At 63.1% G+C, this 26,177-nt stretch carries 25 protein-coding genes; 16 read left to right on the forward strand and 9 right to left on the reverse strand.

Features of this window, described 5'->3' with window-relative positions; genetic code table 11:
- Window positions 1-11 precede the first annotated feature (11 nt).
- Entirely contained in the window at window positions 12-1,922 is a 1,911-nt protein-coding gene (locus ACYG9Z_RS07310) for an ATP-binding protein (protein WP_023695821.1), read from the forward strand.
- Between the two features lie 68 nt (window positions 1,923-1,990).
- Here ACYG9Z_RS07310 and ACYG9Z_RS07315 read toward each other — a convergent pair whose 3' ends face one another.
- Entirely contained in the window at window positions 1,991-2,128 is a 138-nt protein-coding gene (locus ACYG9Z_RS07315) for a hypothetical protein (RefSeq protein ID WP_023701543.1), read from the reverse strand.
- A gap of 127 nt (window positions 2,129-2,255) precedes the next feature.
- Between ACYG9Z_RS07315 and ACYG9Z_RS07320 the strand changes: the two genes are divergently transcribed.
- From ACYG9Z_RS07320 to ACYG9Z_RS07330, 3 genes are all read left to right on the forward strand, one after another.
- Window positions 2,256-3,560, forward strand: a complete 1,305-nt coding sequence (locus ACYG9Z_RS07320) for a DUF6638 family protein (RefSeq protein ID WP_023683664.1) — start codon at window positions 2,256-2,258, stop codon at window positions 3,558-3,560.
- A 16-nt stretch (window positions 3,561-3,576) separates the two neighbouring features.
- Window positions 3,577-4,701: a DUF2333 family protein gene (locus ACYG9Z_RS07325; protein ID WP_023686165.1), complete on the forward strand. Its 1,125-nt coding sequence runs from the start codon at window positions 3,577-3,579 to the stop codon at window positions 4,699-4,701.
- Between the two features lie 312 nt (window positions 4,702-5,013).
- Window positions 5,014-6,693: a formate--tetrahydrofolate ligase gene (locus ACYG9Z_RS07330; protein ID WP_023683662.1), complete on the forward strand. Its 1,680-nt coding sequence runs from the start codon at window positions 5,014-5,016 to the stop codon at window positions 6,691-6,693.
- 61 nt (window positions 6,694-6,754) lie between these two features.
- Here the strand turns inward: ACYG9Z_RS07330 and ACYG9Z_RS07335 are convergent, their stop codons facing one another.
- Entirely contained in the window at window positions 6,755-8,071 is a 1,317-nt protein-coding gene (locus ACYG9Z_RS07335) for a hypothetical protein (RefSeq protein ID WP_023691612.1), read from the reverse strand.
- 521 nt (window positions 8,072-8,592) lie between these two features.
- Window positions 8,593-9,231 carry a cysteine hydrolase family protein gene (locus ACYG9Z_RS07340; protein WP_023751265.1) on the reverse strand — a complete coding sequence of 213 codons (639 nt, stop codon included), beginning with the start codon at window positions 9,229-9,231 and terminating at the stop codon, window positions 8,593-8,595.
- A 123-nt stretch (window positions 9,232-9,354) separates the two neighbouring features.
- Here ACYG9Z_RS07340 and ACYG9Z_RS07345 point away from each other — a divergent pair, with 123 nt between their 5' ends.
- Window positions 9,355-10,350, forward strand: a complete 996-nt coding sequence (locus ACYG9Z_RS07345) for a GlxA family transcriptional regulator (protein ID WP_023669983.1) — start codon at window positions 9,355-9,357, stop codon at window positions 10,348-10,350.
- 15 nt (window positions 10,351-10,365) lie between these two features.
- Here the strand turns inward: ACYG9Z_RS07345 and ACYG9Z_RS07350 are convergent, their stop codons facing one another.
- The gene (locus ACYG9Z_RS07350; protein WP_023669982.1) at window positions 10,366-10,923 is read right to left on the reverse strand and encodes a sugar O-acetyltransferase; all 558 of its coding nucleotides are present in this window, start codon (window positions 10,921-10,923) and stop codon (window positions 10,366-10,368) included.
- A 154-nt stretch (window positions 10,924-11,077) separates the two neighbouring features.
- Between ACYG9Z_RS07350 and ACYG9Z_RS07355 the strand changes: the two genes are divergently transcribed.
- The 4 genes from ACYG9Z_RS07355 (at window position 11,078) to ACYG9Z_RS07370 (ending at window position 15,368) form a co-directional block, all read left to right on the forward strand.
- Window positions 11,078-11,539, forward strand: coding sequence for a membrane protein (locus tag ACYG9Z_RS07355; RefSeq protein ID WP_023695827.1), 462 nt, complete (start codon window positions 11,078-11,080; stop codon window positions 11,537-11,539).
- Complete coding sequence (locus tag ACYG9Z_RS07360) at window positions 11,536-12,927, forward strand: FAD-containing oxidoreductase (protein ID WP_023751266.1); 1,392 nt, start codon at window positions 11,536-11,538, stop codon at window positions 12,925-12,927. Before ACYG9Z_RS07355 ends, ACYG9Z_RS07360 begins: the two co-directional genes overlap by 4 nt.
- Window positions 12,928-13,042: 115 nt before the next feature.
- Entirely contained in the window at window positions 13,043-14,221 is a 1,179-nt protein-coding gene (locus ACYG9Z_RS07365) for an MFS transporter (protein WP_023751267.1), read from the forward strand.
- Window positions 14,222-14,312: 91 nt separating this feature from the next.
- Window positions 14,313-15,368: a succinylglutamate desuccinylase/aspartoacylase family protein gene (locus tag ACYG9Z_RS07370; RefSeq protein ID WP_023695830.1), complete on the forward strand. Its 1,056-nt coding sequence runs from the start codon at window positions 14,313-14,315 to the stop codon at window positions 15,366-15,368.
- A gap of 1 nt (window position 15,369) precedes the next feature.
- Here the strand turns inward: ACYG9Z_RS07370 and ACYG9Z_RS07375 are convergent, their stop codons facing one another.
- On the reverse strand, window positions 15,370-16,140 hold the full coding sequence (locus ACYG9Z_RS07375) for an isocitrate lyase/PEP mutase family protein (RefSeq protein WP_023751268.1): 771 nt from the start codon (window positions 16,138-16,140) through the stop codon (window positions 15,370-15,372).
- 321 nt (window positions 16,141-16,461) lie between these two features.
- Here ACYG9Z_RS07375 and ACYG9Z_RS07380 point away from each other — a divergent pair, with 321 nt between their 5' ends.
- Together ACYG9Z_RS07380 and ACYG9Z_RS07385 are read left to right on the forward strand one after the other, a co-directional pair.
- Window positions 16,462-18,651: an anthranilate synthase gene (locus tag ACYG9Z_RS07380; RefSeq protein WP_023686176.1), complete on the forward strand. Its 2,190-nt coding sequence runs from the start codon at window positions 16,462-16,464 to the stop codon at window positions 18,649-18,651.
- Between the two features lie 5 nt (window positions 18,652-18,656).
- Complete coding sequence (locus ACYG9Z_RS07385) at window positions 18,657-19,604, forward strand: cation diffusion facilitator family transporter (protein WP_023751269.1); 948 nt, start codon at window positions 18,657-18,659, stop codon at window positions 19,602-19,604.
- 6 nt (window positions 19,605-19,610) lie between these two features.
- Here the strand turns inward: ACYG9Z_RS07385 and ACYG9Z_RS07390 are convergent, their stop codons facing one another.
- The 3 genes from ACYG9Z_RS07390 to ACYG9Z_RS07400 all read right to left on the reverse strand — a co-directional run bounded on the left by ACYG9Z_RS07390 (window position 19,611) and on the right by ACYG9Z_RS07400 (window position 21,393).
- Window positions 19,611-19,997, reverse strand: coding sequence for a type II toxin-antitoxin system VapC family toxin (locus ACYG9Z_RS07390; RefSeq protein WP_023751270.1), 387 nt, complete (start codon window positions 19,995-19,997; stop codon window positions 19,611-19,613).
- Window positions 19,994-20,239 carry an antitoxin gene (locus tag ACYG9Z_RS07395; protein ID WP_023724992.1) on the reverse strand — a complete coding sequence of 82 codons (246 nt, stop codon included), beginning with the start codon at window positions 20,237-20,239 and terminating at the stop codon, window positions 19,994-19,996. The genes ACYG9Z_RS07390 and ACYG9Z_RS07395 overlap by 4 nt, the downstream gene beginning before the upstream one ends.
- 65 nt (window positions 20,240-20,304) lie before the next feature.
- Window positions 20,305-21,393 (reverse strand): hypothetical protein, encoded by a 1,089-nt coding sequence (locus tag ACYG9Z_RS07400; RefSeq protein ID WP_023751271.1) that lies wholly within the window; start codon window positions 21,391-21,393, stop codon window positions 20,305-20,307.
- 100 nt (window positions 21,394-21,493) lie between these two features.
- Between ACYG9Z_RS07400 and ACYG9Z_RS07405 the strand changes: the two genes are divergently transcribed.
- From ACYG9Z_RS07405 to ACYG9Z_RS07425, 5 genes are all read left to right on the forward strand, one after another.
- Window positions 21,494-21,922 (forward strand): DsrE family protein, encoded by a 429-nt coding sequence (locus tag ACYG9Z_RS07405; RefSeq protein WP_023683648.1) that lies wholly within the window; start codon window positions 21,494-21,496, stop codon window positions 21,920-21,922.
- Between the two features lie 73 nt (window positions 21,923-21,995).
- Window positions 21,996-22,775, forward strand: a complete 780-nt coding sequence (locus ACYG9Z_RS07410) for an SDR family NAD(P)-dependent oxidoreductase (RefSeq protein WP_023669971.1) — start codon at window positions 21,996-21,998, stop codon at window positions 22,773-22,775.
- 78 nt (window positions 22,776-22,853) lie between these two features.
- Entirely contained in the window at window positions 22,854-23,162 is a 309-nt protein-coding gene (locus ACYG9Z_RS07415) for a putative quinol monooxygenase (protein WP_023686181.1), read from the forward strand.
- Between the two features lie 80 nt (window positions 23,163-23,242).
- Window positions 23,243-24,331, forward strand: a complete 1,089-nt coding sequence (locus ACYG9Z_RS07420) for an AbrB family transcriptional regulator (RefSeq protein WP_023751272.1) — start codon at window positions 23,243-23,245, stop codon at window positions 24,329-24,331.
- Window positions 24,332-24,376: 45 nt separating this feature from the next.
- Window positions 24,377-25,129, forward strand: coding sequence for an SDR family NAD(P)-dependent oxidoreductase (locus ACYG9Z_RS07425; RefSeq protein ID WP_023669968.1), 753 nt, complete (start codon window positions 24,377-24,379; stop codon window positions 25,127-25,129).
- 56 nt (window positions 25,130-25,185) lie between these two features.
- Here ACYG9Z_RS07425 and ACYG9Z_RS07430 read toward each other — a convergent pair whose 3' ends face one another.
- A complete protein-coding gene (locus tag ACYG9Z_RS07430; RefSeq protein ID WP_023695836.1) occupies window positions 25,186-26,082 on the reverse strand; it encodes a LysR family transcriptional regulator in 897 nt (298 codons plus the stop codon).
- Window positions 26,083-26,177: the final 95 nt, after the last annotated feature.

Genomic DNA, 26,177 nt, shown 5'->3' on the forward strand with positions numbered 1-26,177 from the left:
GAGCATCCTTCATGGACACCGGCCTGACCACCATTCCGGAAGCGGCTATCGAAAAGCACCGCGCAACCGCGCAAAGCTTCATCACTCGCGTCGTCGTGCTGGAGGATCCTTCACGCGAATCCGGCACCGCGCTTGCCGGCACCAATCGCCGCTTCGTCTCGACAGTCTCGGTCGGCTCGGTGCGCCGTACCCGCGAGGTCGAGCTTACCAAGACCGTCGCCGCGATCCATCCCGACGACCAGTTGATGAGCATCCCGCAGCACACGCTTTTGTTTCGCGCCCGCCGCGGCCTGGCGATTGCGCTCGCCATTTCCGATGTCTTCGCCGAAGGCTCCGACCTTGAAAGCCTGCAGGCCAAGAACACCCGCGCACCGCTCGAAGGCGATGAAGCCGCGACCTTCAAGAAGCTTCTGTCAGCCTCTGCTTACGTTTCGGCCTTCAGCCTTGCCTCCTATCTGTTCCAGCTGATCGACAGCGATGGCGAGGCGCCCAACGATATCCCCGAACCCGACTTCCTGTTCGACACGCCGCAGGACGCGGTGAAGTCGATCGTGGCTGGGTTGGACAAGGCGATCACCGGGTCGAAGGACGATGGCGACCTGACGACCCGGGCGCGTGCTTTCGCCCGTGTTGCCATTGACGGGCTCTTGGCCCGTAAAGGCCGCTTCGACGGCATCGGCCCGTTCGAGAACGCCCATATCCGCATCGACGCCGACGATTTCACCCTCGACGGCTTCGACGTCGCGCCCGGCAAGCGCTCCAAGCCGCTGGTGATGACCTTCAAGAAGCCGGAAGAGGTCGTCGGCAACCACATTGCCAAATACCAGTCGGTCAAGCTCGCCAAGATGCTGATGGCCTACGATTTCGAGCGCGAGCTGAACCCGTTCGTCGAACTCGGGGGCTTCCTCTTCACCTTCATCGGCGACGGCGCGCCGGGCACCGGCAAGACGACGCTGATCCAGATGATCGCCGGCCTCGTCAACAATTATTGTCAGGTTGCCGGCTATCCCTTCGCCTATGAGAATTTCGGCGTCGACCAGATCTCGTCCTACCAGGGCAAATCCGGCCAGAATTGCCGCCAGTTCATCAACAATGTCTTGAACCCACGCGTCATCGGTTTCGGCACCGTCGACGACATCGACCAGGTGGCGGCCCGCCGCTCCGACGACCGCGCCTCGGCCGGCCAACAGGAAATCACCGGCGTCTTGATGGACGCCTTTGCCGGCGCCGGCACGGTGGTGCGCGGCAATTGCTCGTTCGGCATGTTTTCCAACTATCCCGAAAATGTCGACGATGCGCTGCGCCAGCGCGCCGGGGCCCGCTGGCTGGTCGACGGCCCACAGAGCCGCGACGACTATATCGACATCTTCGTCCTGCTTGCCGGCAAGAACCACAAGATCCCACTCGGCGACCACAAGCTCTACGCCGCGCAGGAGATCCAGCGCGCGGTGACCGAAGCCTATGAGGAGCACGAGAAGCCTCAGGAAGACGGGCTGATGAAGGTCTATGAGCGCTACATGAAGGAGAATGGCGCGCCGAAATCGATGGCCGACATCGGCACTTATCTGCACCTGATCAAGGATGCCGAGCCGCGCTTCACCGGCCGAGCCATCAAGAACGTCACCGACGCCATCAAGATGCGCGCCATGGACATCGAGCTGCCCGACGACTGGTTCGAGAAGCCGGAAGTCTTCATGCACAAGGGCTACGACGAAAAGAAGGCCATGATCGAGGAACTGCGGGGGCCGTTCTCGATGGACATGGTCATGCAGGAGATCAACCGCTACGCCGACTCGGAGTTCCGCTATTCCGACAAATCCGACGACGCCGCGGTGGAGAAGCTGCTGCGCGACGCACGCCTGCGCGAACGGGCGGGGCGCGAGATGGAGGAGATGAAGAAGAAGGGGCTCTGGAATGCGTGAACTTCCTTCGCTGCCCGCGGGTGCTGAAAGGCTTGGCGCTAACGCTGACGCCCCCCTCTCCCCGTCCTTCACGCGGCGAGGGCAAGGGTGAGGGGCGGCGCATGCGTGGACCAGAGATCGCTCCGACCATACTGGCAGCTATCGAACAGCGCCTCGATCGGGACATCCGGACCAATGATCTTCGATTTATTGACGCCAAAGGCCATGGGGAGACATGTCCTTGAATGCTAGCGCTGCCCCTCACCCTTACCCTCTCCCCGTGAAGAACGGGGAGAGGGAGGCGTCAGCGTTGGCGCTTCGCCACAACAGGCAACGCCGCTCGGAACGTTCTGCATGAGCCACGCCAAAAAACCCGACCTTCTCCGCGACAATGAGCTGATCTACGGCCGCTTGCTCACCGTCGACGAGTCGCACCTCATCCAGCGCTACAACAAGGCGCTTGTTGCCTTCGGCCTCAAGCCCACCAAGCTGAAGAGCTTCCAGATCGACCGCACCGGCTTCTCGCCCGAAGTGGCCGAGGAATGCGGCGATTACGATTATCTCGACCCCAATGAGGTCAACCGCCGCTTCATCATCCTGACGCCTTCGCAGATCGATCTGCCGGTGGTGCACACCGCCTTTTCCAACACCTCGCAGCTGATGTTCGAGTTCATGTCCAAGAACCAGCGCGCCATCGATGCGCTGACCATCAAGGATGTCATCTACGGCGAGATCGAGGATTCCGTTCCCCTGGTCAACGACATCGAGGATCTGCTGTCGATCAGCCAGGTCGAGTTCCGGGTGCTTTCGGCCGAGGACGTGCTGGGCAAGGCCGCCGAACTCGGCAAGCTGGTCGACCGGCTGAAGCAGGAGCCCGATGCCTGGCGCGACAACACCATGCTGAGCCGTATGGTGGAGCTGGCGAAGGTCTGCGGCGATATCCGTGAGAATGCGCTGGTGCCCGACCAGGTGATCTTCCGCCACAACGCCTACTGGACCAGCCATTTCGGCGGCGTCTACGTCTTCGTCGATCCTGATATGACCACCGTCATCGGCGACCCGGCCGCCCCCGGCTTTCGCCGTTCGCGGCCCTGGCAGGTCAGCTATCTCTCGATCAACGATGCCGACAAGGTGTTCAAGTTCCTGGCCAGCACCGGCCGCATCGAATTGCCGCGCGCGTCATGGGTCGAAAGCTCGGGCTATCTCGAGCATCGCGCCGAGATGGTGGTGCGCTCTCTCATCCGCGACACAGAGCCGAACCGCAATTTGACCGAGGTCGACAAGGTCTGGCTGCAGACCTGGATCCATGGCCATGCCGATCTGATCACCAAGGACGGCAATTTCCCCTTTCTCAACGCCGCCAAGCGTGAGATCGCCCAGCTCGGCCATCTCAAGATCGAGGATGTGTTTCCGCAACAGCGCTTCCTGGTCGTGCGTGGCAAGCCCGACCATCCCGACGCCTGGCTGACCAACCAGCTGATCTCGGATTTCGTGCCGCAGGACTTTGTCTCGCGTTACGTCTTCAACAAGCCGGGCTTCTACAAGGACTATGACGGCTACAGCGACGCCTGGCGGTCGCATGTTGTGGACGTTCTGAAAACCACATATTTGAAAGACAAAGTGGCGTTTCGCACGCGCCTTTACGGCCTGACTGACTGAGGGGTGAACGAGAGCCATGCTTGATCCGATCGTGAATTTCTTCACCCGCATCTTCCAATGGATCGGCCGCGGCATCGGCCTCGTCATCGGCGCGATCCTGTGGCCGTTCCTCTGGGCTGGGCGCTGGTATACGCAGCGCGGCTGGATCCTGAAGGCTGTGGTCGGCCTCGCGCTTCTGGTATTGATCGGCCTCTACGCCAATTTCTTCTACGCCACCCAGTGGTGGAACAAGTTCGATCCCAACTACGTCGACAAATACACCTTCGAGAACCGCAACATTTCCGCCGGCGAACAGGTCGCCGCCGGCGCCGGCACCGACACCGCCAAGACCTGCGGCAATTCGGGCATCGCCCAGGTGGCGGCCGACCTGACGGACTTCAACGTCAACCAGAATGCCTGGATCTCGTCGATGATCCTCTACAAACTCGGCCTGTTCGGCATCGACTGGGACAACACGCCGTTCATGGACAACAAGGCCTCGTTCCAGCGCGGCATCAACCAGGCGGTGCGGCGTACCGCCACCGAGCTTGCCGACAATCTCGGCCGTGTTCGCACCACATCGCAGATCGACGGCGACCTGCAGGATGCGCGCGGCAATCTGCAGTTCGACGAGGAGACCTGGTATTTCGGCCTCAACCCGTTCGGCCCCAAGACGCCGACGCCGAGCTATTATCGCGATGCCGTCACCAAGCTACGCTCCTTCAACGCCCGCCTCGGCAGCTGCCAGGCGACGTTCGATGCCCGCGCCGACAATCTGAAGCAGTATATCGACCGCATCTCCTCCGACATCGGTTCCACCTCCGCGATCCTCAAGGAGCGCGCCGAAAACCATAACAATGGCTGGTTCGACTTCCGCGCCGACGACCGCTTCTGGTTCGCCTATGGCCAGCTCTATGCCTATTACGGCCTGATGAAGGGCGCCCAGGCCGACTTCGAGGACGTCATCAAGGAAAAGCATCTCGGCAATCTGTGGGACACGATGGATGCGCAATTCGTCTCGGCCCTGCGCATCCAGCCCTTCATCATCGCCAATGGCCGCGAGGATGGCTGGATCATGCCGACGCACCTGACGACGATGGGTTTCTACGTGCTTCGCGTGCGCTCCAACATGGTCGAGATCAGCAACGTCCTGACTCAGTAGCGTCCACAGCTTTCCCGGCGAGCGATGGCGAATTTGCGCCGTCGCCTCTGTCGCATTCCGTGCATTGGGCGGCTGTTTTGAGACGGCGGAACGTCGCGTCCTCTGGCTTCTATACGGCGCGGCAACGGAGCCAGGAAGAACCGGCGACAGGTCGGCCGGCCGCGGAGACACTTTCTTCATAGGAAACATAGTTGCATGCAAGTTGACGCCGCGGGAGCGACAGGGTTAGAACATGCCCGCGCCCTGGTTCAACATGCCTGCGAGTGAGATCAAACCCGTCCCCTCCACCGTCCAATCCGAAGGAAAGCCGTCATGGCCGAAGTGAAGTCCGACATCGAGATCGCGCGCGGCGCCAAGAAAAAGCAGATCCAGGAGATCGGCGCCAAGATCGGCATCCCGACCGAGCACCTTTTGCCCTACGGCCACGACAAGGCGAAGATTTCGGCCGAATTCATCAAATCGGTGAAGGGCAACAAGGACGGCAAGCTGATCCTCGTCACCGCCATCAACCCGACGCCGGCCGGCGAAGGCAAGACGACCACCACCGTCGGCCTCGGTGATGGCCTCAACCGCATCGGCAAGAAGGCGATCGTCTGCATCCGCGAGGCTTCGCTCGGCCCGAATTTCGGCGTCAAGGGCGGTGCCGCCGGCGGCGGCTACGCGCAGGTCGTGCCGATGGAGGACATGAACCTCCACTTCACCGGCGACTTCCACGCCATCACCACGGCGCACAATCTTCTGTCGGCGCTGATCGACAACCACATCTACTGGGGCAATGAGCTCGGCATCGACACCCGCCGCGTCGCCTGGCGCCGCGTCATGGACATGAACGACCGGGCGCTGCGCGAAATCATCTGCTCGCTCGGCGGCGTCGCCAACGGTTATCCGCGCGAGGCAGGCTTCGACATCACCGTCGCCTCTGAAGTGATGGCTATCCTGTGCCTGTCCACCGACCTCAAGGATCTGGAAAAGCGCCTCGGCGACATCATCGTCGCCTACCGCCGCGACAAGACGCCGGTCTATGCCCGCGACCTCAAGGCCGACGGCGCCATGGCGGTGCTGCTGAAGGACGCCATGCAGCCAAACCTGGTGCAGACGCTGGAGAACAACCCTGCCTTCGTGCATGGCGGCCCGTTCGCCAACATCGCGCATGGCTGCAACTCGGTGGTCGCCACCACCACGGCGCTGAAGCTCGCCGACTACGTCGTCACCGAAGCCGGCTTCGGCGCCGACCTCGGAGCCGAAAAATTCTTCGACATCAAGTGCCGCAAGGCGGGTTTGAAGCCGGCGGCTGCCGTCATCGTCGCCACCGTGCGCGCCATGAAGATGAATGGCGGCGTCAAGAAGGAAGACCTCGGCAAGGAAAACATCGAGGCAGTCAAGAAGGGCTGCCTCAATCTGGGCCGCCACATCGAGAATGTGAAACAGTTCGGCGTGCCTGCGATCGTGGCGATCAATCATTTCACCACCGATACCGAGGTGGAAATCCAGGCGATGAAGGATTTCGTCGCCTCGCTCGGCGCCGAGGCGATCCTGTGCAAGCATTGGGCCAATGGCTCTGCCGGCATTGAGGAGTTGGCGCGCAAGGTCGTCGAGATCGCCGAATCCGGCGCCTCGCAGTTCGCGCCGCTCTATCCCGACGCAATGCCGCTGTTCGAGAAGATCAACACCATCGTCCAGCGCATCTATCGCGGCGACGAGGCGATCGCCGACAAGTCGGTGCGCGACCAGCTGCATGCCTGGGAGCAGGCCGGCTACGGGCACCTGCCGGTCTGCATGGCCAAGACCCAATATTCCTTCTCGACCGACCCGAACCTGCGCGGCGCGCCGACCGGGCACACCGTGCCGGTGCGCGAGGTCAGGCTTTCGGCGGGCGCCGGCTTCGTCGTCGTCATCTGCGGCGAGGTCATGACCATGCCCGGCCTGCCCAAGGCGCCGTCCTCGGAAAAAATCTTCCTCAACGAGGCCGGCCAGATCGAAGGCCTGTTCTGAGATTTGTCTCGACAACCAAGGGCGCCGCAGCCATGCGGCGCCCTTTTGCTTGCCGGGCTTCTCACGCCACTGTCGAGGACCCGAACTTCTTGATCCCGGCGACCGACATGCTGACGAACTGGTCGAGAATGGTGAAGAAGATATCCAGACTGAACCCAAACAGGAAGGAGAAGGTGAAGAGGCTGAAGCCTATTCCCGAAGCCTCCTCTCCAAGCTTGGTGCCCGGTGCTACAAACCAGGCAAGCACCATGCCGGCCAGCGCCCCCAGTGCGATCCTGTGGATCAGCCGCGACAGCGGTGGATTGGGCAGCAGCGGATTGAGGATCATCCGCATGTGAAACATGATGGCTCCGAGCGCGCCGTAGAAGGCCGGGAGTATCCACAAGGCATATGGGCTGAGAACCTCGTCCAGCGTCTTTATCTGCGCGGTCAGCGTGTAGATCGAGTTCGGCGCGATCGTGATCACTCCGTCGCACTGCAGGCTGCGCGTTGCCTCGTCGAAATCGGCATTCACGTCCGTCACTTTTTCCGAAGACGTACCTTCAAGATTGTTCGGGTTTTTCTTTTCGGTGTTTATCTGCGCGCAATAGGCATCCGGCTGATTGGGGAGCTCCTTGAGCTTGTCTGGAGGCGTGGATTTACTCACCCCCAGCGGCTGGTCACAGAACTGGTCTATGGCACCTTGCTGGGAATACTGAGCCTGGCCCGCCGCTACGCCATCTGCCGTGGAGGTTGAATAAAATTTGCAGTACATCCATTGCATTCCCCAGATCGGGAATTGCGCGTCCTCAGTCATGAACCCTTGCGCTCTTCTCACCAGGGAGGAAAAGCGCTGGTCGAGAGCGTGAAGGCTATCTTCCGAATTGTAATAGGCGTCCTTCAGAAGCGTCAGATCCGTGGTCGAAGCCTGCTCGGACGATGCCGAGCTCAGTTGTTTCTTCGTCGCCCAAACCTGGCGTATCGCCTGTCCGAACCGTGCGCTGAAATCATTGTTGTCGATTTCTATGAGTTCGGAGTTTATCGCGACTCCCTTGTTGTAAATGTACGTCAATCTTCCGGTTACAACCATGAAAAGCACGGAAAGAGCCACGAGAAAGTACGTCGCCAGCGCGGTCTTGCGCGACATGTCACCGGGCGACCAGCCCGATCGCAGTGCCGCCAGGGTGGCAAATGGCACGGTGCCGGAACAATCGTTGAAAACCGTCTGAAGATTGACGACCTCAGGCTGGCTGGCCGTCGCATCGTCGAGCTTTTCGGCATTGCCGATGGCCGCAAACAGGGAACTGTCCTTGAACACACCGTAGCGGCCGTAGTTGGCGACCAGCTTGGCGTCCGCGATGAGTCCAGAAACGAGAGGGTCGGCCGGTGTCGTCGTCATCGTGAAATCCCCCCGCCTGACGACTACCCTAGATAGCCCGGCACATAGCCGTATTGCGACGGGCACCCGCACGGATATCCGGGCGGGCCGGGCGGCTGCGCCCAGCACCAGAAGGATTGAGTGAAGCAGATCGTCCCCGGCGCGTGCGAAGGGACCTGGGCGAAAGCGGGCCATGGCAAGAGTGCCGCGGCACCAGCCAAGGCGAGAACGACTGTAGTTCGTGCAATTCGCGCTTTCACTTGTTTCTCCCGGGGAAGTCTACCCCGTCCCACCCCTTGATCCAGATATACCGTTCCTCGGAGAGAGGCCTTCGTCTGTGAAAGACTTCACTCTGTTCTCCAGTTCCCCATCCTGAGATAGAGCCCGATCTGAGTTTCTTGCGTTTAGCCGGCTCATCATCCCGAAAGTGAATGGGCCCAGCCGAAAAGACTTCCAAACGAGGCCACGCCCCAGTGTTCGTGATCAGGAACGCCAAAGGGCGCCGCAGACTGCGGCGCCCCTGTTCCTTCGCGGCAATTTGCCTATGCAGCGTTGCGCGCCAGCGCGCGCTGGTTTGACGCATAGGGCGTGTCGCGTTCGGGCAAAGCACCGGTCTTCAGGCAATCGATCCATTCGGCGGTCTTGAGCACGGCCGCAAAGCGCGACTGCAGGATGATGGACACCACGCGGTGGATCTCCTCGGCCGAGGCGTAGCCGGCGCTGTTGGCGTAAGGCAGCGAACCGGTGGCGTCGGACAGGAACTCGACCGCAAAGCCGACATGCGCGGCGTGGATGATGGTCGACAGGTCGCAATTATGCGTCATGTAGCCGATCACCGTTATCGTATCGATGGTATTGGCGCGCAGCCACGCCTCGAGGTCGGTGCCGGCAAAGGCGCTAGGCAGTGACTTCTCGACATAGTGGTCGCGGCTTCGCCGGGCGATCTCGGGATGCAGTTCGCCGCCATGGCTGCCCTTGGCGAAGACTGGCGAGGTCTCGGGCGCCATCTGCTTGACGACCACCACCTTCACGCCGGCCGCAGCGGCGGCATCCATAGCGCGCGCGACATTGACGACGCTGTCGCGGAACGGCGGACACTGGATGGCGAGGTTGCCGCCATCATAATCATTCTGGACATCGATAACGATGAGTGCGCGGCGCGGCGTGATATTGGCGGACATGGTGTTCTCCTTCGAGCTTGAATGGGACAGGAAATAGGCGAATCGCCCGACTGCCAAAAGTGGCCCGATTGACATCAGTCGAAAGAATTGGGACAATCCGCTTTTCGCTTGCTGGAAACACGCATGGCCGACCCGATCATTGCCGTTCTCGCCTTTGACGGCATCAGCCCGTTCCACCTCTCCGTGCCGTGCGTGGTGTTCGGCACCGACCGCACCAAGCTTGGCTTGCCGCGTTTCGACTTTCGCGTCTGCGCGCTCGACGATGGAGCGATCCACACCGATGCCGGGCTGACCATCGCGGTGCCGTATGGCCTTTCCGCATTCGACGATGCCGACATCGTCATCATTCCGAGCTGGAAGGATCTCGAGGCCCCACTTCCGCCGCCGCTCCTGGCAGCGCTCACCCACGCGCACCGGCGCGGTGCGGTGATCGTCGGCCTCTGTCTCGGCACCTTCGCCATTGCCGCCGCCGGGCTGCTTGCGGGCCGGCGTGCGACGACACATTGGGCCTCCACCGACCGGCTGCAAACATTATACCCGGACATCGAAGTCGACGCCGACGTGCTCTATGTCGACGACGGCGACATCGTCACCTCGGCCGGCGTCGCCGCCGGGCTCGATTGCTGCCTGCACATTGTGCGCGCCCGCTATGGCGCAGAGGTAGCGCTGCGGCTGGCCAGGCACATCGTGCTGTCGCCGCACCGGCAGGGTGGGCAAGCGCAGTTCATCGAGCGCCCGCTGGCGAAAACCCCGGCCACCGACCGCTTCACCCTGGCGCTCGACACGGTGCGGGCAACGCTCGGACAAACGCACAACCTCGACCGCGTCGCGGAGGCCGCGGGCCTGACCCGGCGCACTTTCACCCGCCGTTTCCAGAAATCGATCGGCACCAGCTTTGGCGAATGGTTGGCCGGCCAACGCATCGAACTGGCGCAACGGCTGCTGGAGGCGACGGAAAAATCGATGGACATGGTGGCCTTCGAAGCCGGCTTCGGCAGCGCCACCTCGCTGCGCCAGCATTTCGCCGCACGGCTCAAGACGTCACCGGCCCAATACCGGCGTGAATTCTCGCGGCGAGCCGGTCCGGACGAGCGCATGGCACGCACGGCTTCATACTGACCGCCCACGACGAGTTCAGCCCCGCTTGACCGCCCGCGCCGGATTGCCGACCACCGTGGTGTTGTCAGGGACGTCGCGCGTCACCACCGCGCCGGCGCCGACTATGGCGCCATCGCCGATGCTGATGCCGCCGAGGATGATGGCGCTGCCGCCGATCCAGGCGTCATCGCCGATGGTGACCGGCCTGGCAATCTCCAGTCCCGACTGACGGCCAGCGGCCTCCTTGTGGTGCTCGGCGCAGTAGATCTGCACATTGGGGCCGAGAAGCGTCCGCCTGCCGATACGCACCGGCGCGGTGTCGAGGATGGTGCAGCCGGCATTGAGGAAGGCGCCGTCGCCGAGATGGATGTTGAAACCGTAGGCGCAGTGGAACGGCGCCTCGATGCGGGAGCCTGCGCCCGCGCTGCCGAGCAGCGCCAATAGCGCCGGGCCGATATTGCCGCGTTGCTGGGGCCGTAGCGTATTATGCTCGAACACCGCATCGCGCGCGATCGCCCGCAGCGCCTCCAGTTCGTCGTCGATGCAGATGTACCATTCGCCTGCAATCATCCTTGTGCGTTCGCTTCCGGCCATCACAGCGACTCCGTCCCTTCGTCATGTTCGACTGGTTACCAAAGTACAATGCTCACTGATGGAAGAAGCACCATCGCCTACTCTCGTCAAACGTAGGACCTATGCTAGCTTGCCCTCGTGGGCCAGTCCCGGGCCTGCTTTCGAGGGGATCTACATGCTCTATTTGCTTGCACTTCTGATCGGCGTCATTGCCGGTCTTCGCGCCATGACCGCGCCGGCCGCGATCGCCTGGGGCGCGTATCTCGGCTGGCTGCCGGTGGCCGGCACCTGGGCAAGTTTCATGGGCCATTGGGCCGCCGTCGGTATCTTCACCATCCTCGCCATCGTCGAACTGGTCACCGACCAGCTGCCCTCGACGCCGAGCCGCAAGGTGCCGCAGCAATTCGGCGCCCGCATCCTGCTTGGCGCCTTCAGCGGCGCGGTGATCGGCGCCACCGCCGGTTCCACCATTGGCGGCCTGATTGCCGGCGCCATCGGCGCCGTCATCGGCACCTATGGCGGCGCCGAAGCGCGCGGCCGGTTGGCCGCCGCCTTCGGCAAGGATTTGCCAGCCGCCCTCATCGAGGACGCGGTGGCGATCATCGGCGGACTGCTGATCGTGGCGGCGGTGGTATGACTGCCCAAGCCTCAGACGCCAAGACATACGACGCCATCATCATCGGCGCCGGACAGGCCGGCCCTCCTCTCGCCGGCCGGCTGACGTCAGCCGGCATGAGCGTGGCGCTGATCGAGCGCAAGCTGGTCGGCGGCACCTGCGTCAACACCGGCTGCATGCCGACCAAGACCATGGTCGCCAGCGCCTATGCCGCGCATTTGGCGCGGCGTGCCGCGGACTACGGCGTGACGTTCTCAGGCCCTGTCGGCGTGGACTACAAGAGGATCAAGGCGCGCAAGGACAAGGTCACGAACGACTCCCGCAGCAATCTGGAGACGTGGATCGCCGGCATGAAGGGCTGCACGCTTTATCGCGGCCACGCCCGCTTCGAATCCGCCAACACCGTGCGTCTCGGCGGCGACCTTCTGACTGCCGAAAAAATCTTCCTCAACACCGGCGGCCGCGCCTCGGTGCCCGACCTGCCGGGCGTCAACGACTTCGACTACCTCACCAACTCCTCGATGATGGATCTCGATGTTTTGCCGCGCCATCTTATCGTCGTCGGCGGCAGCTACATCTCTCTTGAATTCGCGCAGATGTTTCGCCGCTTCGGCTCTGAAGTCACCGTCATCGAGAAGAGTTCGCGCCTGACCGGCCGCGAGGACGAGGACGTGTCGGCGGCCATCCTATCGATCCTCGAAAACGAAGCCATAGAAGTCCATGTCGGCGCCGACGACATCCGCTTTGCCAGACAGGGCAAGGACATCGCCGTGACCTTCTCATCCGGCAAGCCGCCGGCGGTCGGCTCGCATGTGCTTCTGGCACTCGGCCGCACCCCCAACACCGACGATCTCGGCCTCGATAAGGCCGGCGTCGCGGTCGATCTGCGCGGCTTCGTCACCGTCGACGACCAGCTGCGCACCAGCGTGCCCGGCATCTGGGCAATGGGCGACTGCAACGGCAAGGGCGCCTTCACCCACACCTCCTACAACGATTATGAGATCGTCGCCGCCAATCTGCTCGACGACGATCCGCGCAAGGTCAGCGACCGCATCGAGGCCTATGCGCTCTACATCGATCCGCCGCTCGGCCGCTGCGGCATGACCGAGGCGGCGGTGAAGAAATCCGGGCGCAAGGCGCTGGTCGGCCAGCGGCCGATGACCCGCGTCGGCCGCGCCATCGAAAAGGGCGAGACGCAAGGTTTCATGAAGATCCTGGTCGATGCCGACACCAGGCAAATCCTCGGCTGCTCCGTGCTCGGCCCCGGCGGCGACGAGGCGGTGCACTGCGTGCTCGACCTGATGTACGCCAAGGCGCCGGTCGATACGCTGGCGCGCGCCGTGCATATCCACCCCAACGTCTCGGAGCTGTTGCCAACCATCGCCCAGGAGCTAAAGCCGCTCGCCTGACATAACCCCGCGTCAAGCTCAGCGCTTTCTGCATTGGTGCGTTGCAGCAATGTGCATTGCGCGCGGCAAGGCTTCTCGTTCAGTCTGAATTGAACCGATTCAGTCTGGATTTTCCATGCCTTTGCCGATCCTTGCGCTTGCCATTGCGTCCTTCTGCATCGGCACAACCGAATTCGTCATCATGGGCCTGTTGCCGGAGGTTGCGGCCGATCTCGGCGTGTCGATCCCCTCGGCCGGCCTGCTGGTTACCGGCTATGCGCTGGGCGTCGTCTTCGGCGCACCCATCGTCGCCATGGCCACCGCGCATCTGCCGCGCAAGCCAGTGCTGGTCGCGCTGACGGCGATGTTCGTCGTCGGCAATCTGCTCTGCGCCATTGCGCCCAATTACTGGCTTCTGATGGCCGCGCGCGTCTTCACCGCGTTCGGTCATGGCGCCTTTTTCGGCATTGGTTCCGTCGTTGCCGCCAGCCTGGTGCCGCGCAACAAGCGCGCCAGCGCCATGGCGATGATGTTCGCGGGATTGACGCTCTCCAACATTCTCGGCGTTCCTGCCGGCACCGCGCTTGGCGAAGCCTTCGGCTGGCGCTCCACCTTCTTTGCCGTCGTTGGCATCGGCCTGATCTCTGTTGCGGCCATCGCCTGGCTGGTGCCATCCAATGTCGCCGAACCGAGCGGCGGCGGCCTGCGCAGCGAACTGCGCGTGCTGGGCAAGCTGCAAGTCTGGCTCGCCATGCTGATCGCCTCGCTGGCCTCGGCCAGCCTGTTTGCCGTCTTCACCTACATCAAGCCCTACCTTGCCGATGTCTCCGGCCTGTCGACCTCCGCGGTCACCTGGGTCCTGCTGCTGTTCGGCGCCGGCATGACCATAGGCAACATCATCGGCGGCCGGCTGGCCGACTGGAAATTGATGCCGACGGTGATCGGCACGCTGCTTTTGATGGCGGTTCTGTTTGTCGGCTTCACGCAGTTCGGCGCTATCGCCAGCGTCGCCATCGGCGTCGTCTTCTTGTGGGGACTGCTGATCTTCGTCGTCGTGCCGCCGCTGCAGATCCGCGTCGTCGAAGCGGCTTCGGAAGGGCCGAACCTCGCCGCCACGCTCAACCAGGGCGCATTCAATATCGGCAATGCCAGCGGCGCCTGGATCGGCGGCGTGGCTCTGTCGGCCGGCGTTTCCTATGCTCATTTGCCGCTGGTCGGCGCGGTGCTGGCCCTGCTGGCGGTCAGCGTAGCCGTTGTCTCGCAGGCGCTCGAAGGATCGGCGCCGATAACGACGGTTCCGGCCGCCGCCGAATAATTCCATTGCGCCCATGGCGGCGCGAACTGGACCAATCGACAGCCCTTCGGCAAAAGTGCATGTGTTCTGCCTCTTATCCTGGAGGCATCCCATGCAGAAATCGATCGAACGCATCGCCGGCGATACCGAAGGCGTTTCCTACGAATTCCCGGTGTTCCGCTTCGCCGGCGCCGACAAGGCAGCACCTTCGGCCTATCTCCAGGCAGCACTCCACGCCGGTGAACTGCCTGGTGTCGTCGCCATCGACGCGCTGATGCCGGCGCTGAACAAGGCCGAAGCCGAAGGCCGCATCAAGGGCAGCATCACGGTCGTGCCCTGGGCCAATCCGATCGGCCGCGCGCAATATCATTTCGGCGAGCACCAGGGCCGCTTTCATCTCGGCACCCGCAACAATTTCAACCGCGGCTTTCCGTTGCTCGCAGCACCGGACGCCAAGCTTTTGCCCGACACCACGCTTGGCACCCCCGACCAGCGATTGAAGACCCGTCTGGTGCAGCTGTCGCTCGGCCACGACATCGTGCTCGACCTGCATTGCGACGACGAGGGCCTTGCCTATCTCTACGTCCACGCCAGCCTGTGGCCGGCGATGGCCGATTGCGCCGCCGCCATGGGTATCGACGCCGTGGTGTTGTGGAGCGAGGACACCGACGGCACCTTCGAGGGCGCCACGATCATGCCCTACCAGAACGTCCCCGCCAACGTGGCGAAGCTCGACCGCCGCGTTGCCACCACGGTAGAATACCGTGGCATGCTGGATGTCGACGGCGCGCTGGCAAGTTCCGATGCCGAAGGCCTTTACCGGCTGCTGGCGGCGCGCGGCGTCATCGCCGATACCGCCCTTCCCGCACCCGGCGCGTTCAAGGGCCTCGTCGCGCCGCTGGAGAACATCGACATGATGCCGGCGCCCCGGGCCGGCGCCATCCTCTACGACGTCAAGCCCGGCGACCGCGTCGCCAAGGGCGCGCGCCTCGCCACCATCGTCCACACACCGGGCGAGGCCGGCGGCCGCACCGAAGTGCTGGCGCCGCAGGACGGCGTCATCCTGACCCGCCGCTCGCGCCGCATCATCCGCGCCGGCGAGGATCTCTTGAAGCTGGTCGGCGACAAGAAGAGCGCCGACGCGAGGTCAGGCACGCTGGAGGACTGAGCTAACCCGAAATCGCCAGCCGCGCCTTGGCCTCCAGCCATTCGGCCATCTGCCGGTACGGCACCGGGCCGTGGCTGACACGGGCGACACCAAGCTCGGCCAGGCGCTGGCGCGGCGGCACATGCGCCAGCGCGATGATGTTGACCGGCAATGCCGTCGCCTTGCACAGCGCCTCGATCAGACCCTCGTCGCCGAGCCCCGGCGCAAAGAAGCCGCTAGCTCCTGACTTTTCATAAGCGTGCGCCCGCTCGATGGCCTGGTCGAGCAGCACGCTGTCATGCGCATCCGGCTTGGCCTTGAGGAAAATGTCGGTACGGGCGTTGATGTAGGCGGGAATGCCGGAAGCCTTCACCGCCGCCGCTGCCGCCTCGATCCGCTTCACCTGTACCGCGATGTCGTGCAGACCAGCGCCGCCGACGATCTGGTCCTCGAAATTGAAACCGATGGCGCCGGCCTGCAGGGCACGTGTCACCGTCTGGGCGACAGTCTCCGGCTCGACGCCGTAGCCGCCTTCGAGGTCCATGGTCACCGGCAGGTCGACTGCCGCCACGATGCGCCTGATGTTGTCCAGCGCTAGCTCCAGCGGAATTTTCTCGCCATCGGCATAACCAAAAGCAGCCGCGACCGGCCAGCTTCCGGTGGCGATCGCCTTGGCGCCCGCCCTCTCGACGATCTTGGCCGAGCCCGGATCCCAGGCATTGTAGAGAACGATCGGGTTGCCCTTGACATGAAGGGCATGGAACGTGCGTGCGCGCTCGATCTGCTCGGTCATTGCTGTCTTCCCGTCTTTCCAATGTTGGACGAACAGTCTAGGCAGGACCCCAAGCCTTGGCGATGTGCCATGGGCTGCAGAAGCGGCGGCCACAAACAGGCCTTTCAAACCTGTTGCGCATCCGGCTATTCGCCGCTATGGATTTCGCCCATGAACATGCGCTCGATCAAGACCATTTGGTGGTGGGCTCGCTGACAGCGGCCTGTTCGAACGCGTGCGCGTGAAAATAGAGGGTGGCCGCAACGGAATGTCCGGGCGGCCATTTGTTTTTTCAAAGCCATTCCCGGGTCCGTTGCCCCAACAAGCCATATGGAGACGGCAATGACGATGAAGGCTCTGGAAAACGGCGCGGAAAGCTTCGTTACCGCAGGTGGTGTCACCATCACCCGCGAACGCCACGACAAGCCTTACGCCGGTGCGATCGACGCTTATGTCGATGGCTTGAACTCGCGCCGTGGTGCGGTGTTTTCCTCGAATTACGAATATCCGGGCCGCTACACACGCTGGGATACGGCCATCATCGATCCGCCGCTGGTGATTTCCGCGCGTGGCCGCGCCATGCGCATCGAGGCGCTGAACGGCCGTGGCGAAGTGCTGCTGCCGGTGATCGGCAAGACGCTGGCCGGCATTACCGAGGTGACGATTGCTGAAACCTCGAAAAAGCTGATTCGCCTCGATGTCGCCAAGCCCGGCCGCGTCTTCACCGAGGAAGAGCGCAGCCGCGTCCCCTCTGTGTTTACTGTGCTGCGCGCCATCACCGCTTTGTTCAAGACCGATGAAGACGCCAATCTCGGCCTTTACGGCGCCTTCGGTTACGACCTCGCCTTCCAGTTCGATCCAGTCGACTACAAGCTCGAGCGCAAACAGAGCCAGCGCGATCTCGTGCTGTTCCTGCCTGACGAGATCCTGGTCGTCGACCATTATTCGACCAAGGCCTGGACCGACCGCTACGACTATTCCGGCGACGGTTTTTCAACCGAGGGGCTGCCGCGGGACGAAATTGCCGAACCGTTCAAGACCGCCGACCGCATCCCGCCGCGCGGCGACCATGAGCCGGGCGAATATGCCAATCTGGTGCGCAAGGCGATGGACAGTTTCAAGCGCGGCGACCTGTTCGAGGTCGTGCCCGGGCAGATGTTCTACGAACGCTGCGAGACGCAGCCTTCCGAAATCTCGCGCAAGCTGAAGTCGATCAACCCGTCGCCCTATTCCTTCTTCATCAATCTCGGCGAAAACGAGTATCTGATCGGCGCCTCGCCCGAAATGTTCGTGCGCGTCAACGGCCGCCGCGTAGAGACCTGCCCGATCTCCGGCACCATCAAGCGCGGCGACGACGCCATTTCCGACAGCGAGCAGATCCTGAAGCTGCTCAATTCCAAGAAGGATGAATCCGAGCTGACCATGTGCTCGGACGTCGACCGCAACGACAAGTCCAGGGTCTGCGATCCGGGCTCGGTGCGCGTCATCGGCCGCCGCCAGATCGAGATGTATTCACGCCTGATCCACACCGTCGATCACATCGAAGGGCGCCTGCGCGAAGGCATGGATGCCTTCGACGCCTTCCTGTCGCATGCCTGGGCGGTCACCGTCACCGGCGCGCCGAAACTGTGGGCGATGCGCTTCATCGAGCAGAACGAAAAGAGCCCGCGTGCCTGGTATGGCGGCGCCATCGGCATGGTCAATTTCAACGGCGACATGAACACCGGCCTGACGCTCCGCACCATCCGCATCAAGGACGGCATTGCCGAGGTGCGAGCCGGCGCCACATTGCTCTTCGACAGCATCCCCGAGGAAGAAGAAGCCGAAACCGAACTGAAGGCATCCGCCATGCTCTCCGCCATTCGCGACGCCAAATTGGGCAATGCCGCAGGCGCCGAACGCACCACCGCGCGCGTCGGCGACGGCGTCAACATCCTGCTCGTCGACCACGAGGACTCCTTTGTCCACACACTGGCCAACTATTTCCGCCAGACCGGTGCCAATGTCTCGACCGTGCGTTCGCCGGTGCCGGAAGAAGTCTTCGAACGGCTGAAGCCCGATCTCGTCGTGCTGTCGCCCGGACCGGGCACGCCGAAGGATTTCGACTGCGCCGCGACCATCAAGAACGCCCGCGCCCGCGACCTGCCGATCTTCGGCGTCTGCCTTGGCCTGCAGGCGCTGGCCGAGGCCTATGGCGGCGAACTCAGGCAGTTGCACGTGCCGATGCACGGCAAGCCGTCGCGCATCCGCGTCTCCAAGCCCGGAATCATCTTCTCCGGCCTGCCCAAGGAAGTGACCGTCGGCCGCTACCACTCGATCTTTGCCGATCCGGTGCGGCTGCCCGACGATTTCATCGTCACCGCCGAGACCGAGGATGGCATCATCATGGCCTTCGAACACCGCAAGGAGCCGATCGCCGCCGTCCAGTTCCATCCGGAATCGATCATGACGCTCGGCCACAATGCCGGCATGCGCATCATCGAAAACATCGTTGCGCATCTGCCGCGCAAGGCCAAGGAAAAGGCCGCCTAGAAACGATGGCGGCAACCGACAACATGGCGGCGATCGCAGCGAAGGCAGCGGCCAGGCAAAGGATCGCCAGCCTTGCCTTCTGGTCGATTGTCATCGCCTGCGTGGTGCTCGCGCTCAAGCTTGCCGCATGGTACGTCACCGGCTCCGTTGCGCTCTATTCGGATGCGCTGGAGTCGATCGTCAACGTCATAGCCTCGGCCGCCGCCTATTGGGCGGTCCTGGTCAGCTACAAGCCGGCCGACCAGGACCATCCGTTCGGCCACCACAAGGCCGAGTATTTTTCGGCGGTGCTGGAAGGCGTGCTGATCGTGCTCGCCGCGCTTTTGATCCTCAACGAGGTCTGGCGCTCCTGGCAGACGCCGACCCCGCTCGAACAACCCTGGGAGGGCCTGGCGATCAACGGTGTCGCCACCGTCATCAACGCCTTCTGGGCCTGGACGCTGATCCGCGCCGGGCGCAGCGCAAAATCACCGGCGCTGGTCGCCGACGGCCGGCACATCATGACCGACGTCGTGACCTCGGTCGGCGTCTTCGGCGGCCTCGTCGGCGCTATCCTGACCGGTTGGCAGATCCTCGATCCGGCGCTTGCCGTCATCGTCGCGCTCAACATCCTGTGGCAGGGCTGGCACGTCATCGGCTCGTCGATGAACGGGCTGATGGACCGCGCAGTGGACACGTCCGAACACATGCACATTCGCGACATCATCTCGGCCAATTGCAAGGGCGCGCTGGAGGTTCATGACCTCAAGACCCGCATCGCCGGCCGCGCCACCTTCATCGAGTTCCACCTGGTCGTCGACGCCGACATGACGGTCGGCGCCAGCCACGTCATTTGCGACCGCATCGAGGACGCGCTGAAGGCCGAAATCCCCTCGGTGCGCGTCACCATCCATGTCGAACCGGACGACGAGGCGAAGCTGCCGAAAGGCACGACGGCGGTGCCGTTCGCGTGAGGCGAGTTACCACGTTTCGATAGTGAGATCTTTGATCCGCTCGAATTCCCGGATATTGCGGGTTATCAGCGTGAGGTCCCGAGCACGTGCCTGCCCGCCAATCAGCGCATCGTAGGGACCAGTCGGGGTTCCCAGTGCCGCAAGCCCAGCACGAATCTCACCGGCATGTCTCGCGTCGTCTCGGTCGAATTCAAGTACCGGGAACTGCAAGGCTTCGATGCGCGCCAGATTTTGGACCTTTCGCTGGCTCTTTTCAGCGCCGTAGTACAGCTCATGCAAAACGACCGCCGAGAGAGCAAAGTCTTGTGGTGCATGCCGTTTGAGCAAAGCCAGCAGACCCTCGTCGCCCGCGATGACCGCTATGACGGCATTGGTGTCGAGCAGGTAGGTCACTTAAAGAGGTCATCCAAAGCAGGTCGATCCTGACCATCCTGACGCTCCAGCGCTCCCTGGACGAAATCGTCGTCAACCGGTCCGATGACCTGGTCGAGCCATGCCCAATCCTGCGCAAGCGGCTCCAAGATGACAGTTTGCCCATGACGACGGATCGAAACCTCGTCTGCCTCGAACCGAAACTCCTTAGGCAAGCGCACAGCCTGTGACCGGCCTGACCAGAACACCTTTGCCTTGTCCATGTGCTATCCTCAAATGAGATATAGCAAAGATATATACCATGGTAGCGTCATAGACAAGATCGAACTCAACGAGTGCAGGTCGACTGCGGCATAGCCTCCAACCGGTAGACCTTGTCATCGGACTTGGTCTTGCCATCCGCCGAGCACAAATCGACGATCGCCAGGCTGCTGTTGGGATTGGCGAGCATCATGGTGCCGTTGGCGCCGCGCTTGAGGAAGATTTCCTTTTGCGCGATATCGCAGGAAAAGTTGCTCATCTTCGAACTGGCCGCGCAGCGCCATTGATCCGCTTCACCCTGGCAGGAATAGGTCTGCGTGACCTTCGTCCCGTTCTTCCTGGTGGTCACCGAAACGGCGACATCGGAGCCGTCGGGCCAGTTGGCGACATCGCCTGAGGCAAAGGAGGCGAGTTCGACCGGCCCGCGGAAGACCCGGATCGACTGCGTCACCTGGTCGGGATGCGAGGAGAGATGCGCGGCATCGTAGTCTCGCCCGAAACAGAAAGGCTGGTCCGGCTTCAGTCGCTCGCGCAAGGGAGCCCCAAGCGCCGGATCGATCGGGTCGATCTTGGCGAATTCAGCCTGGCAGGTTGCGGCCGGCATCGGGTCGAGGCGGAAATTGTTGTCCTCCGAGCCCAGAGCCTGCCGGTCATATTCGGCTTCGCCCAGTTCGTCTTCCGATCCGGCGTCGAGATAGAGATCGGACGAGACGTCGGTGAGGATCAGGCGGCCTTTGTCATCGAGCTTCAGCGACGCCATGGTGCGGTCGCAGTCCATGCCGCAGCGGATCGGACCTGACTTGCCGTCCTCGGACTCGTGATTGCACCAGCCGCCGGCCCATTGCGGCGCCTTGGCGCCGCGCACCATGGTGGTGAGAAAACCGTTGTAGGAGGTGTCGGCGTTTGCCATCGGCTCCTCGTTCGGATGGCTCACCGGATCATGGCCATAGAGGAAGAAGATCCGCGCCACCTTCTGCTTTGGATGCGCCTTGAGGTGCGCCGCATCATAGACGCGGCCGAAACAGGCATCGGCGCCATTCGGGCTGAGTTCGGGTAATTTAAGCACATCGTCGGCCGCGGCCGAACCCGCAAGCGCGCCGAGCAGCACGGCGCCAAATCCAGCGCTGGCAACAACCTTCCACTTCCTGAACGCCATGTGACCCCCTCCTCGCATCGACAGGACGTAACGTGAATTTATGCTAGTATCATGGCCGCAGCCACGCAATCTGCGGGGAGCGCCAAGCCGAGAGGATGCCATGCGTCGACGCGACATGTTCCGGGCCAGCCTTGCCGGTGCCGCCGGCCTGTTCGGGCTGAGCCGGGCCGCCGCCGCTGAAGACAGACCGAAGGTCGCTTATCACCTCAGCGACCTCGATAAGGTCAACTTCGTGCTCGGCAACATCAAGAACCACTATGAAGGCACCGGCGGCAATGTCGACATCGTGTTGGTCGTGCATGGTCCGGCCCTTGCCGGCTTCAAGTCGAAAGGCCTATCGGCGGCGATCTCGGGACGCTTTGCCGGCCTTGTCCAACAGGGCCTTGAGCCGCATGCCTGCGGCAACACCATGCAAGGCATGGAGATCACGCTTGCCGACCTGCTCGAGGGCTTCCACGCCGCCGACAAGGGCGGCGTCGTCAAGCTCGCCGAACTGCAGCGCCAGGGCTACGCCTATCTCCGGCCCTGAGCCGCCACGGGCTTGAACGTGAAGGCCATGAGAGCCTACGAAGGGTGGCCAAACAGCCCGAAGGAAAGTGCTCATGACCGCGACCACCCTCGTCATCCCCGATCTTGCCGGCAAGGCGGTGCTGGTCACCGGCGCTTCGACCGGCATCGGTGCCGCCCTTGCACTGGCCTACGCCGCCCAGAAATGCCGGGTCGCGCTGCACTACAATTCGAGCCGGAAGGCCGCAGAAACGCTGGCCAAAACCATCCGCGACAGCGGCGGTGAGGTGTTCCTGACACAGGGCGACTTCTCACAGGCAGCCGATGTCGAGCGGGTAGTCGAGGAGAGCGCCGAAAAATTCGGCCGGCTCGACGGGCTGGTCAACAATGCCGGCGGCATGCTCGGCCGCGTGCCCTATGCGGAGCAGACCGAGGCGCACTACGACGCGGTGATGGACCTCAACGCCCGCTCGGTGCTGACGGCCTCGCGCAAGGCGATGCCATGGCTGAAGAAGCAGGGCGGCTTCATCGTCAACACCTCGTCAATCGCGGCGCGCAATGGCGCTGGCGGCGGCGCCGGGCTGTACGGTTCGGCCAAGGCCTTTGTCTCCAATGTGACGCGCGGCATGGCCAAGGAACTGATCGGCTTCGGCATCCGCGTCAACGCGGTGGCGCCGGGCACCATCGCGACACCCTTCCATGAGCGCTATTCCACCGACGAGCAGATGAAGGGCATGGTCGCCACCATTCCTCAAGGGCGTGCCGGCACGGCCGAAGACTGCGTCGGCGCCTATCTGTTCTTGTCCTCCGATCTTTTGAGCGGCTACATCACCGGTCAGGTCATCGAGGTGAACGGTGGCCAGTTGATGCCGTGAGCCGGCAATTGCATACTGCGTCTCGCAACCATGCATGTCGTGCGCACGTTTGCTGAGGTTGGAAGAAGGGGAGAGGCAATGTACGGATTGATCGGAAAGATGCGGGCGTCGCGCGGCCAGCGCGACGCGATCATGGATGTGCTGCTCGCCTCGACCGGCGCCATGCCGGGTTGCCTGAGTTATGTCATCGCCCGCGACCCGGCCGATGCCGACGCGATCTGGGTGACCGAAGTGTGGACCGACGCCGCAAGCCACAAGGCTTCGCTGCAGCTGCCGGAGGTCCAGGCAGCGATCGCCAAGGCCCGGCCGATCATCGCCGGCTTCGAATTCCAGGTCGAGACCCATCCGGCCGGCGGTTTCGGCCTGCCCGCCATCAAGAACGAGTGACATCCCAACGCGGGGTCGGGGTCGTGAATTTCGTCCGAGACAGCGTTCGCATTTTTCTCTTCCAGGTCTAAGACCCAAACATGGACTCTTCGCCAGACCAACCGGCCGTCGAACGCATGGCGCGCATGCGTCCGGTTCGGCAGTGGGTGGTGCTGCTGATCGTCTCGCTGCTGTTCGCCGGCGCGCTGGAATACGCCGCACTGCCGGCGGCGCTGCTGATCGGCCCGATGCTGGCGGCGATCCTTGCCGGCACCAATGGCGCCACGGTGCGCGTGCCGCGGCCGCTGTTCGCCGCCGCCCAGGCCTTGGTCGGCTGTCTGGTCGCGGCGTCGATCTCCACCGACATTTTTTCGGTGTTCTACAAGGAATGGCCGCTGGTCCTTGTCGTGGTGCTGGCGACCCTTGCGGCGTCCAGCCTGCTTGGCTGGTTGATCAGCCGCTGGCGCATCCTGCCCGGCACCACCGCGGTCTGGGGCTCGTCGCCGGGTGCTGCCACTGCCATGGTGCTGATGGCCGGTGCCTTCGGCGCCGATCAGCGCCTCGTCGCCTTCATGCAGTATCTGCGCGTCATCTTCGTCTCGATGACGGCAGCACTCGTCGCCAAGATGTGGGTCGACACTTCGGGCATCGAGGTACCAGCCATCGTCTGGTTCCCGCCGATCGAACCGGCAGCCTTTGCCGCCACGCTCGGCGTGGCGCTGGTCGGCGGCCTGCTCGGCCGGTTGTGCCGGCTGCCGTCACCCTTCTTCCTCGGCACCTTCATCATCGGCACCATCGTCCATCTCGGCTTCGGCGTGGCGATGCAATTGCCGCCATGGCTGCTGGCGCTCTCCTATGCGATGGTCGGCTGGTCGATAGGGCTGAATTTTACCCGGGCGATCCTGCGTCATGCGACACGGGCGCTGCCGCAGATCGTCGGCTCTATCGTCGTGCTGATCGCCTTTTGCGGCGGGCTAGCCTGGCTGATCAGCCACGTCCTTGGTATCGATCCGCTGACCGCCTATCTCGCGACCAGCCCCGGCGGCATGGACAGCGTCGCCATCATTGCCGCCGCCGCCCAGAACGTCGACATATCCTTCGTCATGGCCTTGCAGTCGGCCCGCTTCCTGGTCGTGCTCATCGCCGGGCCAAGCATAGCGCGGCTGATGGCGAGAGCCGTCAGGGACTGAGATTCAAATATCCAGGGAAGAGGAAAAGTGCCCATGAAACGTCGTGTGAATGCCGTCGATCTCTCAGGCCGGGTCGCCGTGGTGACCGGCGGCGCGCAAGGCATCGGCCTTGCTGTCGCCCGGCGACTGCTGTCATCGGGCGCCAGCGTCGCCATCTGGGATGTGGACGAGACCGCCATGGCGAAGGCCGTTTCCGAACTCGCCCCGCTCGGCCGGGTCGAGGGTTTGCTGTGCGATCAATCGCTGATGGAGGCCGTCGACAGCGCCGCGACCGAAACCGAGCGCTCGCTTGGTCCGGTCGATCTGCTGGTAAACAATGCCGGCATCGCCGGACCGGCAGCGACTGTGGCGGATTATGATCCTGCCGCCTGGCGCCAGATAATCGACATCGACCTCAACGGCGTCTTCTACTGCTGCAAGCGCCTGGTGCCCGGCATGATCGCGCGCAGCTACGGCCGCATCGTCAACATCGCCTCGGTCGCAGGCAAGGAAGGCAATCCGAATGCCGCCGCCTATTCCGCCGCCAAGGCCGGCGTGCTCGCGCTGACAAAATCGCTCGGTAAGGAACTGGCCGGCCACGACATCGCCGTCAACGCGCTGACCCCATCGCCCGCCCGCACCCGCATCCTCGAACAGCTCACTGAGGCCCAGGTCGCCTACATGCTGGGCAAGGTGCCGCGAGGCCGGTTCGTCGAAGTCGAAGAGGCGGCTGCGATGATCGCCTTCATGCTATCGGACGAAAATTCCTTCACCACCGGCGCGACCTTCGACCTGTCCGGCGGCCGCGCCACCTACTGAGAAGCAGAGCTATTCCTCGCTGTCTTCGTTATCGCCGTCGGCCGCGAAGGACTAATTCAAGAGCCGCTCAGCGTCGCGGCAAGCCGGTCGGGAAGGAAATCGACGAAGGCGCGAACCTTCGGCGACAAATGACGATTGGACGGCCACAACAACCGGAACTGGCCGCGGCCGTCGACATGGTCGTCCAGCACCGTGCGTAGCTGGCCGTCACGCAGCGCCTCGCGGACCAGGAAATCGGGCATCGAGCTGATGCCGAGCCCGGCCATCGTGGCGCCCTTCAGCGCCTCCGTGTTGTTGCAGGTCAGCATCGAGCGGACCTGCGGCTCGGCGCTGCCGCCGATGAACGGCCAGCCTTGCAGCTTGCCGCTGTTGGGAAAGCGGAAGCGGATGCCGTAATGGTTCACGAGATCGTCCGGGCGGCTCGGGTTGCCGTGCTGCTCGATATAGGAGGGTGCCGCACACAACAGCAGCCGGAAGGGTGCAAGCGGCCGCGCCACCAGGCGCGAATCCGGCAGGTCGCCGCTGCGGATCGCGATGTCGACGCCTTCGTCGATGAGGTCGACGATGCGGTCGTTAAAGTCGATGTCGAGTTCGATTTCGGGATAGCGCGCCATGAACTCCGACAGCACCGGGAACAGCAAATGATAGGTCACGATCGGCGTCGAAACGCGCAGCCGCCCATGCGGTGTTTCGCGGCTCCGCGACAGCATCGCCTCGGCATCGTCGATGTCGTCGAGGATGCGCCGCACCCGCTCGTTGAACAGCTTGCCCTCTTCGGTCAGGCCGATGCGGCGCGTGCTGCGCTGAAGCAACCTTACGCCGAGATCCTGCTCGAGCCTGGCGACGCTCTTGCCGACGGCCGATGCCGAGATTCCGAGCGTGCGGCCCGCAGCGATGAAGCTGCCGAACTCAGCCGTGCGGGCAAAGGCCAGGAGCCCATTGAGGCGTTCCATCGCATCTCTCCATTCGAGCGTTTCAGTCCGGTATATCTGGAGATTTAACACTATTTTTCTCGAAGTGTCGCGAGCCTATCTTCCCGTTACGACCG

This window comes from Mesorhizobium sp. RSR380A (assembly GCF_054719385.1).

Coding starts and splice junctions, on each gene's coding strand:
- ACYG9Z_RS07340 (WP_023751265.1), bottom strand. CDS start 9,231: ATGTCCGCCAATATCACGCCGCGCCGCGCACTCATCGTTATCGATGTC.
- ACYG9Z_RS07430 (WP_023695836.1), bottom strand. CDS start 26,082: ATGGAACGCCTCAATGGGCTCCTGGCCTTTGCCCGCACGGCTGAGTTC.
- ACYG9Z_RS07365 (WP_023751267.1), top strand. CDS start 13,043: ATGCCTTTGCCGATCCTTGCGCTTGCCATTGCGTCCTTCTGCATCGGC.
- ACYG9Z_RS07410 (WP_023669971.1), top strand. CDS start 21,996: ATGACCGCGACCACCCTCGTCATCCCCGATCTTGCCGGCAAGGCGGTG.
- ACYG9Z_RS07405 (WP_023683648.1), top strand. CDS start 21,494: ATGCGTCGACGCGACATGTTCCGGGCCAGCCTTGCCGGTGCCGCCGGC.
- ACYG9Z_RS07370 (WP_023695830.1), top strand. CDS start 14,313: ATGCAGAAATCGATCGAACGCATCGCCGGCGATACCGAAGGCGTTTCC.
- ACYG9Z_RS07335 (WP_023691612.1), bottom strand. CDS start 8,071: ATGACGACGACACCGGCCGACCCTCTCGTTTCTGGACTCATCGCGGAC.
- ACYG9Z_RS07350 (WP_023669982.1), bottom strand. CDS start 10,923: ATGGCCGGAAGCGAACGCACAAGGATGATTGCAGGCGAATGGTACATC.
- ACYG9Z_RS07400 (WP_023751271.1), bottom strand. CDS start 21,393: ATGGCGTTCAGGAAGTGGAAGGTTGTTGCCAGCGCTGGATTTGGCGCC.
- ACYG9Z_RS07315 (WP_023701543.1), bottom strand. CDS start 2,128: ATGGCCTTTGGCGTCAATAAATCGAAGATCATTGGTCCGGATGTCCCG.
- ACYG9Z_RS07355 (WP_023695827.1), top strand. CDS start 11,078: ATGCTCTATTTGCTTGCACTTCTGATCGGCGTCATTGCCGGTCTTCGC.
- ACYG9Z_RS07395 (WP_023724992.1), bottom strand. CDS start 20,239: ATGGACAAGGCAAAGGTGTTCTGGTCAGGCCGGTCACAGGCTGTGCGC.
- ACYG9Z_RS07320 (WP_023683664.1), top strand. CDS start 2,256: ATGAGCCACGCCAAAAAACCCGACCTTCTCCGCGACAATGAGCTGATC.
- ACYG9Z_RS07325 (WP_023686165.1), top strand. CDS start 3,577: ATGCTTGATCCGATCGTGAATTTCTTCACCCGCATCTTCCAATGGATC.
- ACYG9Z_RS07345 (WP_023669983.1), top strand. CDS start 9,355: ATGGCCGACCCGATCATTGCCGTTCTCGCCTTTGACGGCATCAGCCCG.
- ACYG9Z_RS07385 (WP_023751269.1), top strand. CDS start 18,657: ATGGCGGCAACCGACAACATGGCGGCGATCGCAGCGAAGGCAGCGGCC.
- ACYG9Z_RS07310 (WP_023695821.1), top strand. CDS start 12: ATGGACACCGGCCTGACCACCATTCCGGAAGCGGCTATCGAAAAGCAC.
- ACYG9Z_RS07375 (WP_023751268.1), bottom strand. CDS start 16,140: ATGACCGAGCAGATCGAGCGCGCACGCACGTTCCATGCCCTTCATGTC.
- ACYG9Z_RS07330 (WP_023683662.1), top strand. CDS start 5,014: ATGGCCGAAGTGAAGTCCGACATCGAGATCGCGCGCGGCGCCAAGAAA.
- ACYG9Z_RS07380 (WP_023686176.1), top strand. CDS start 16,462: ATGACGATGAAGGCTCTGGAAAACGGCGCGGAAAGCTTCGTTACCGCA.
- ACYG9Z_RS07415 (WP_023686181.1), top strand. CDS start 22,854: ATGTACGGATTGATCGGAAAGATGCGGGCGTCGCGCGGCCAGCGCGAC.
- ACYG9Z_RS07420 (WP_023751272.1), top strand. CDS start 23,243: ATGGACTCTTCGCCAGACCAACCGGCCGTCGAACGCATGGCGCGCATG.
- ACYG9Z_RS07360 (WP_023751266.1), top strand. CDS start 11,536: ATGACTGCCCAAGCCTCAGACGCCAAGACATACGACGCCATCATCATC.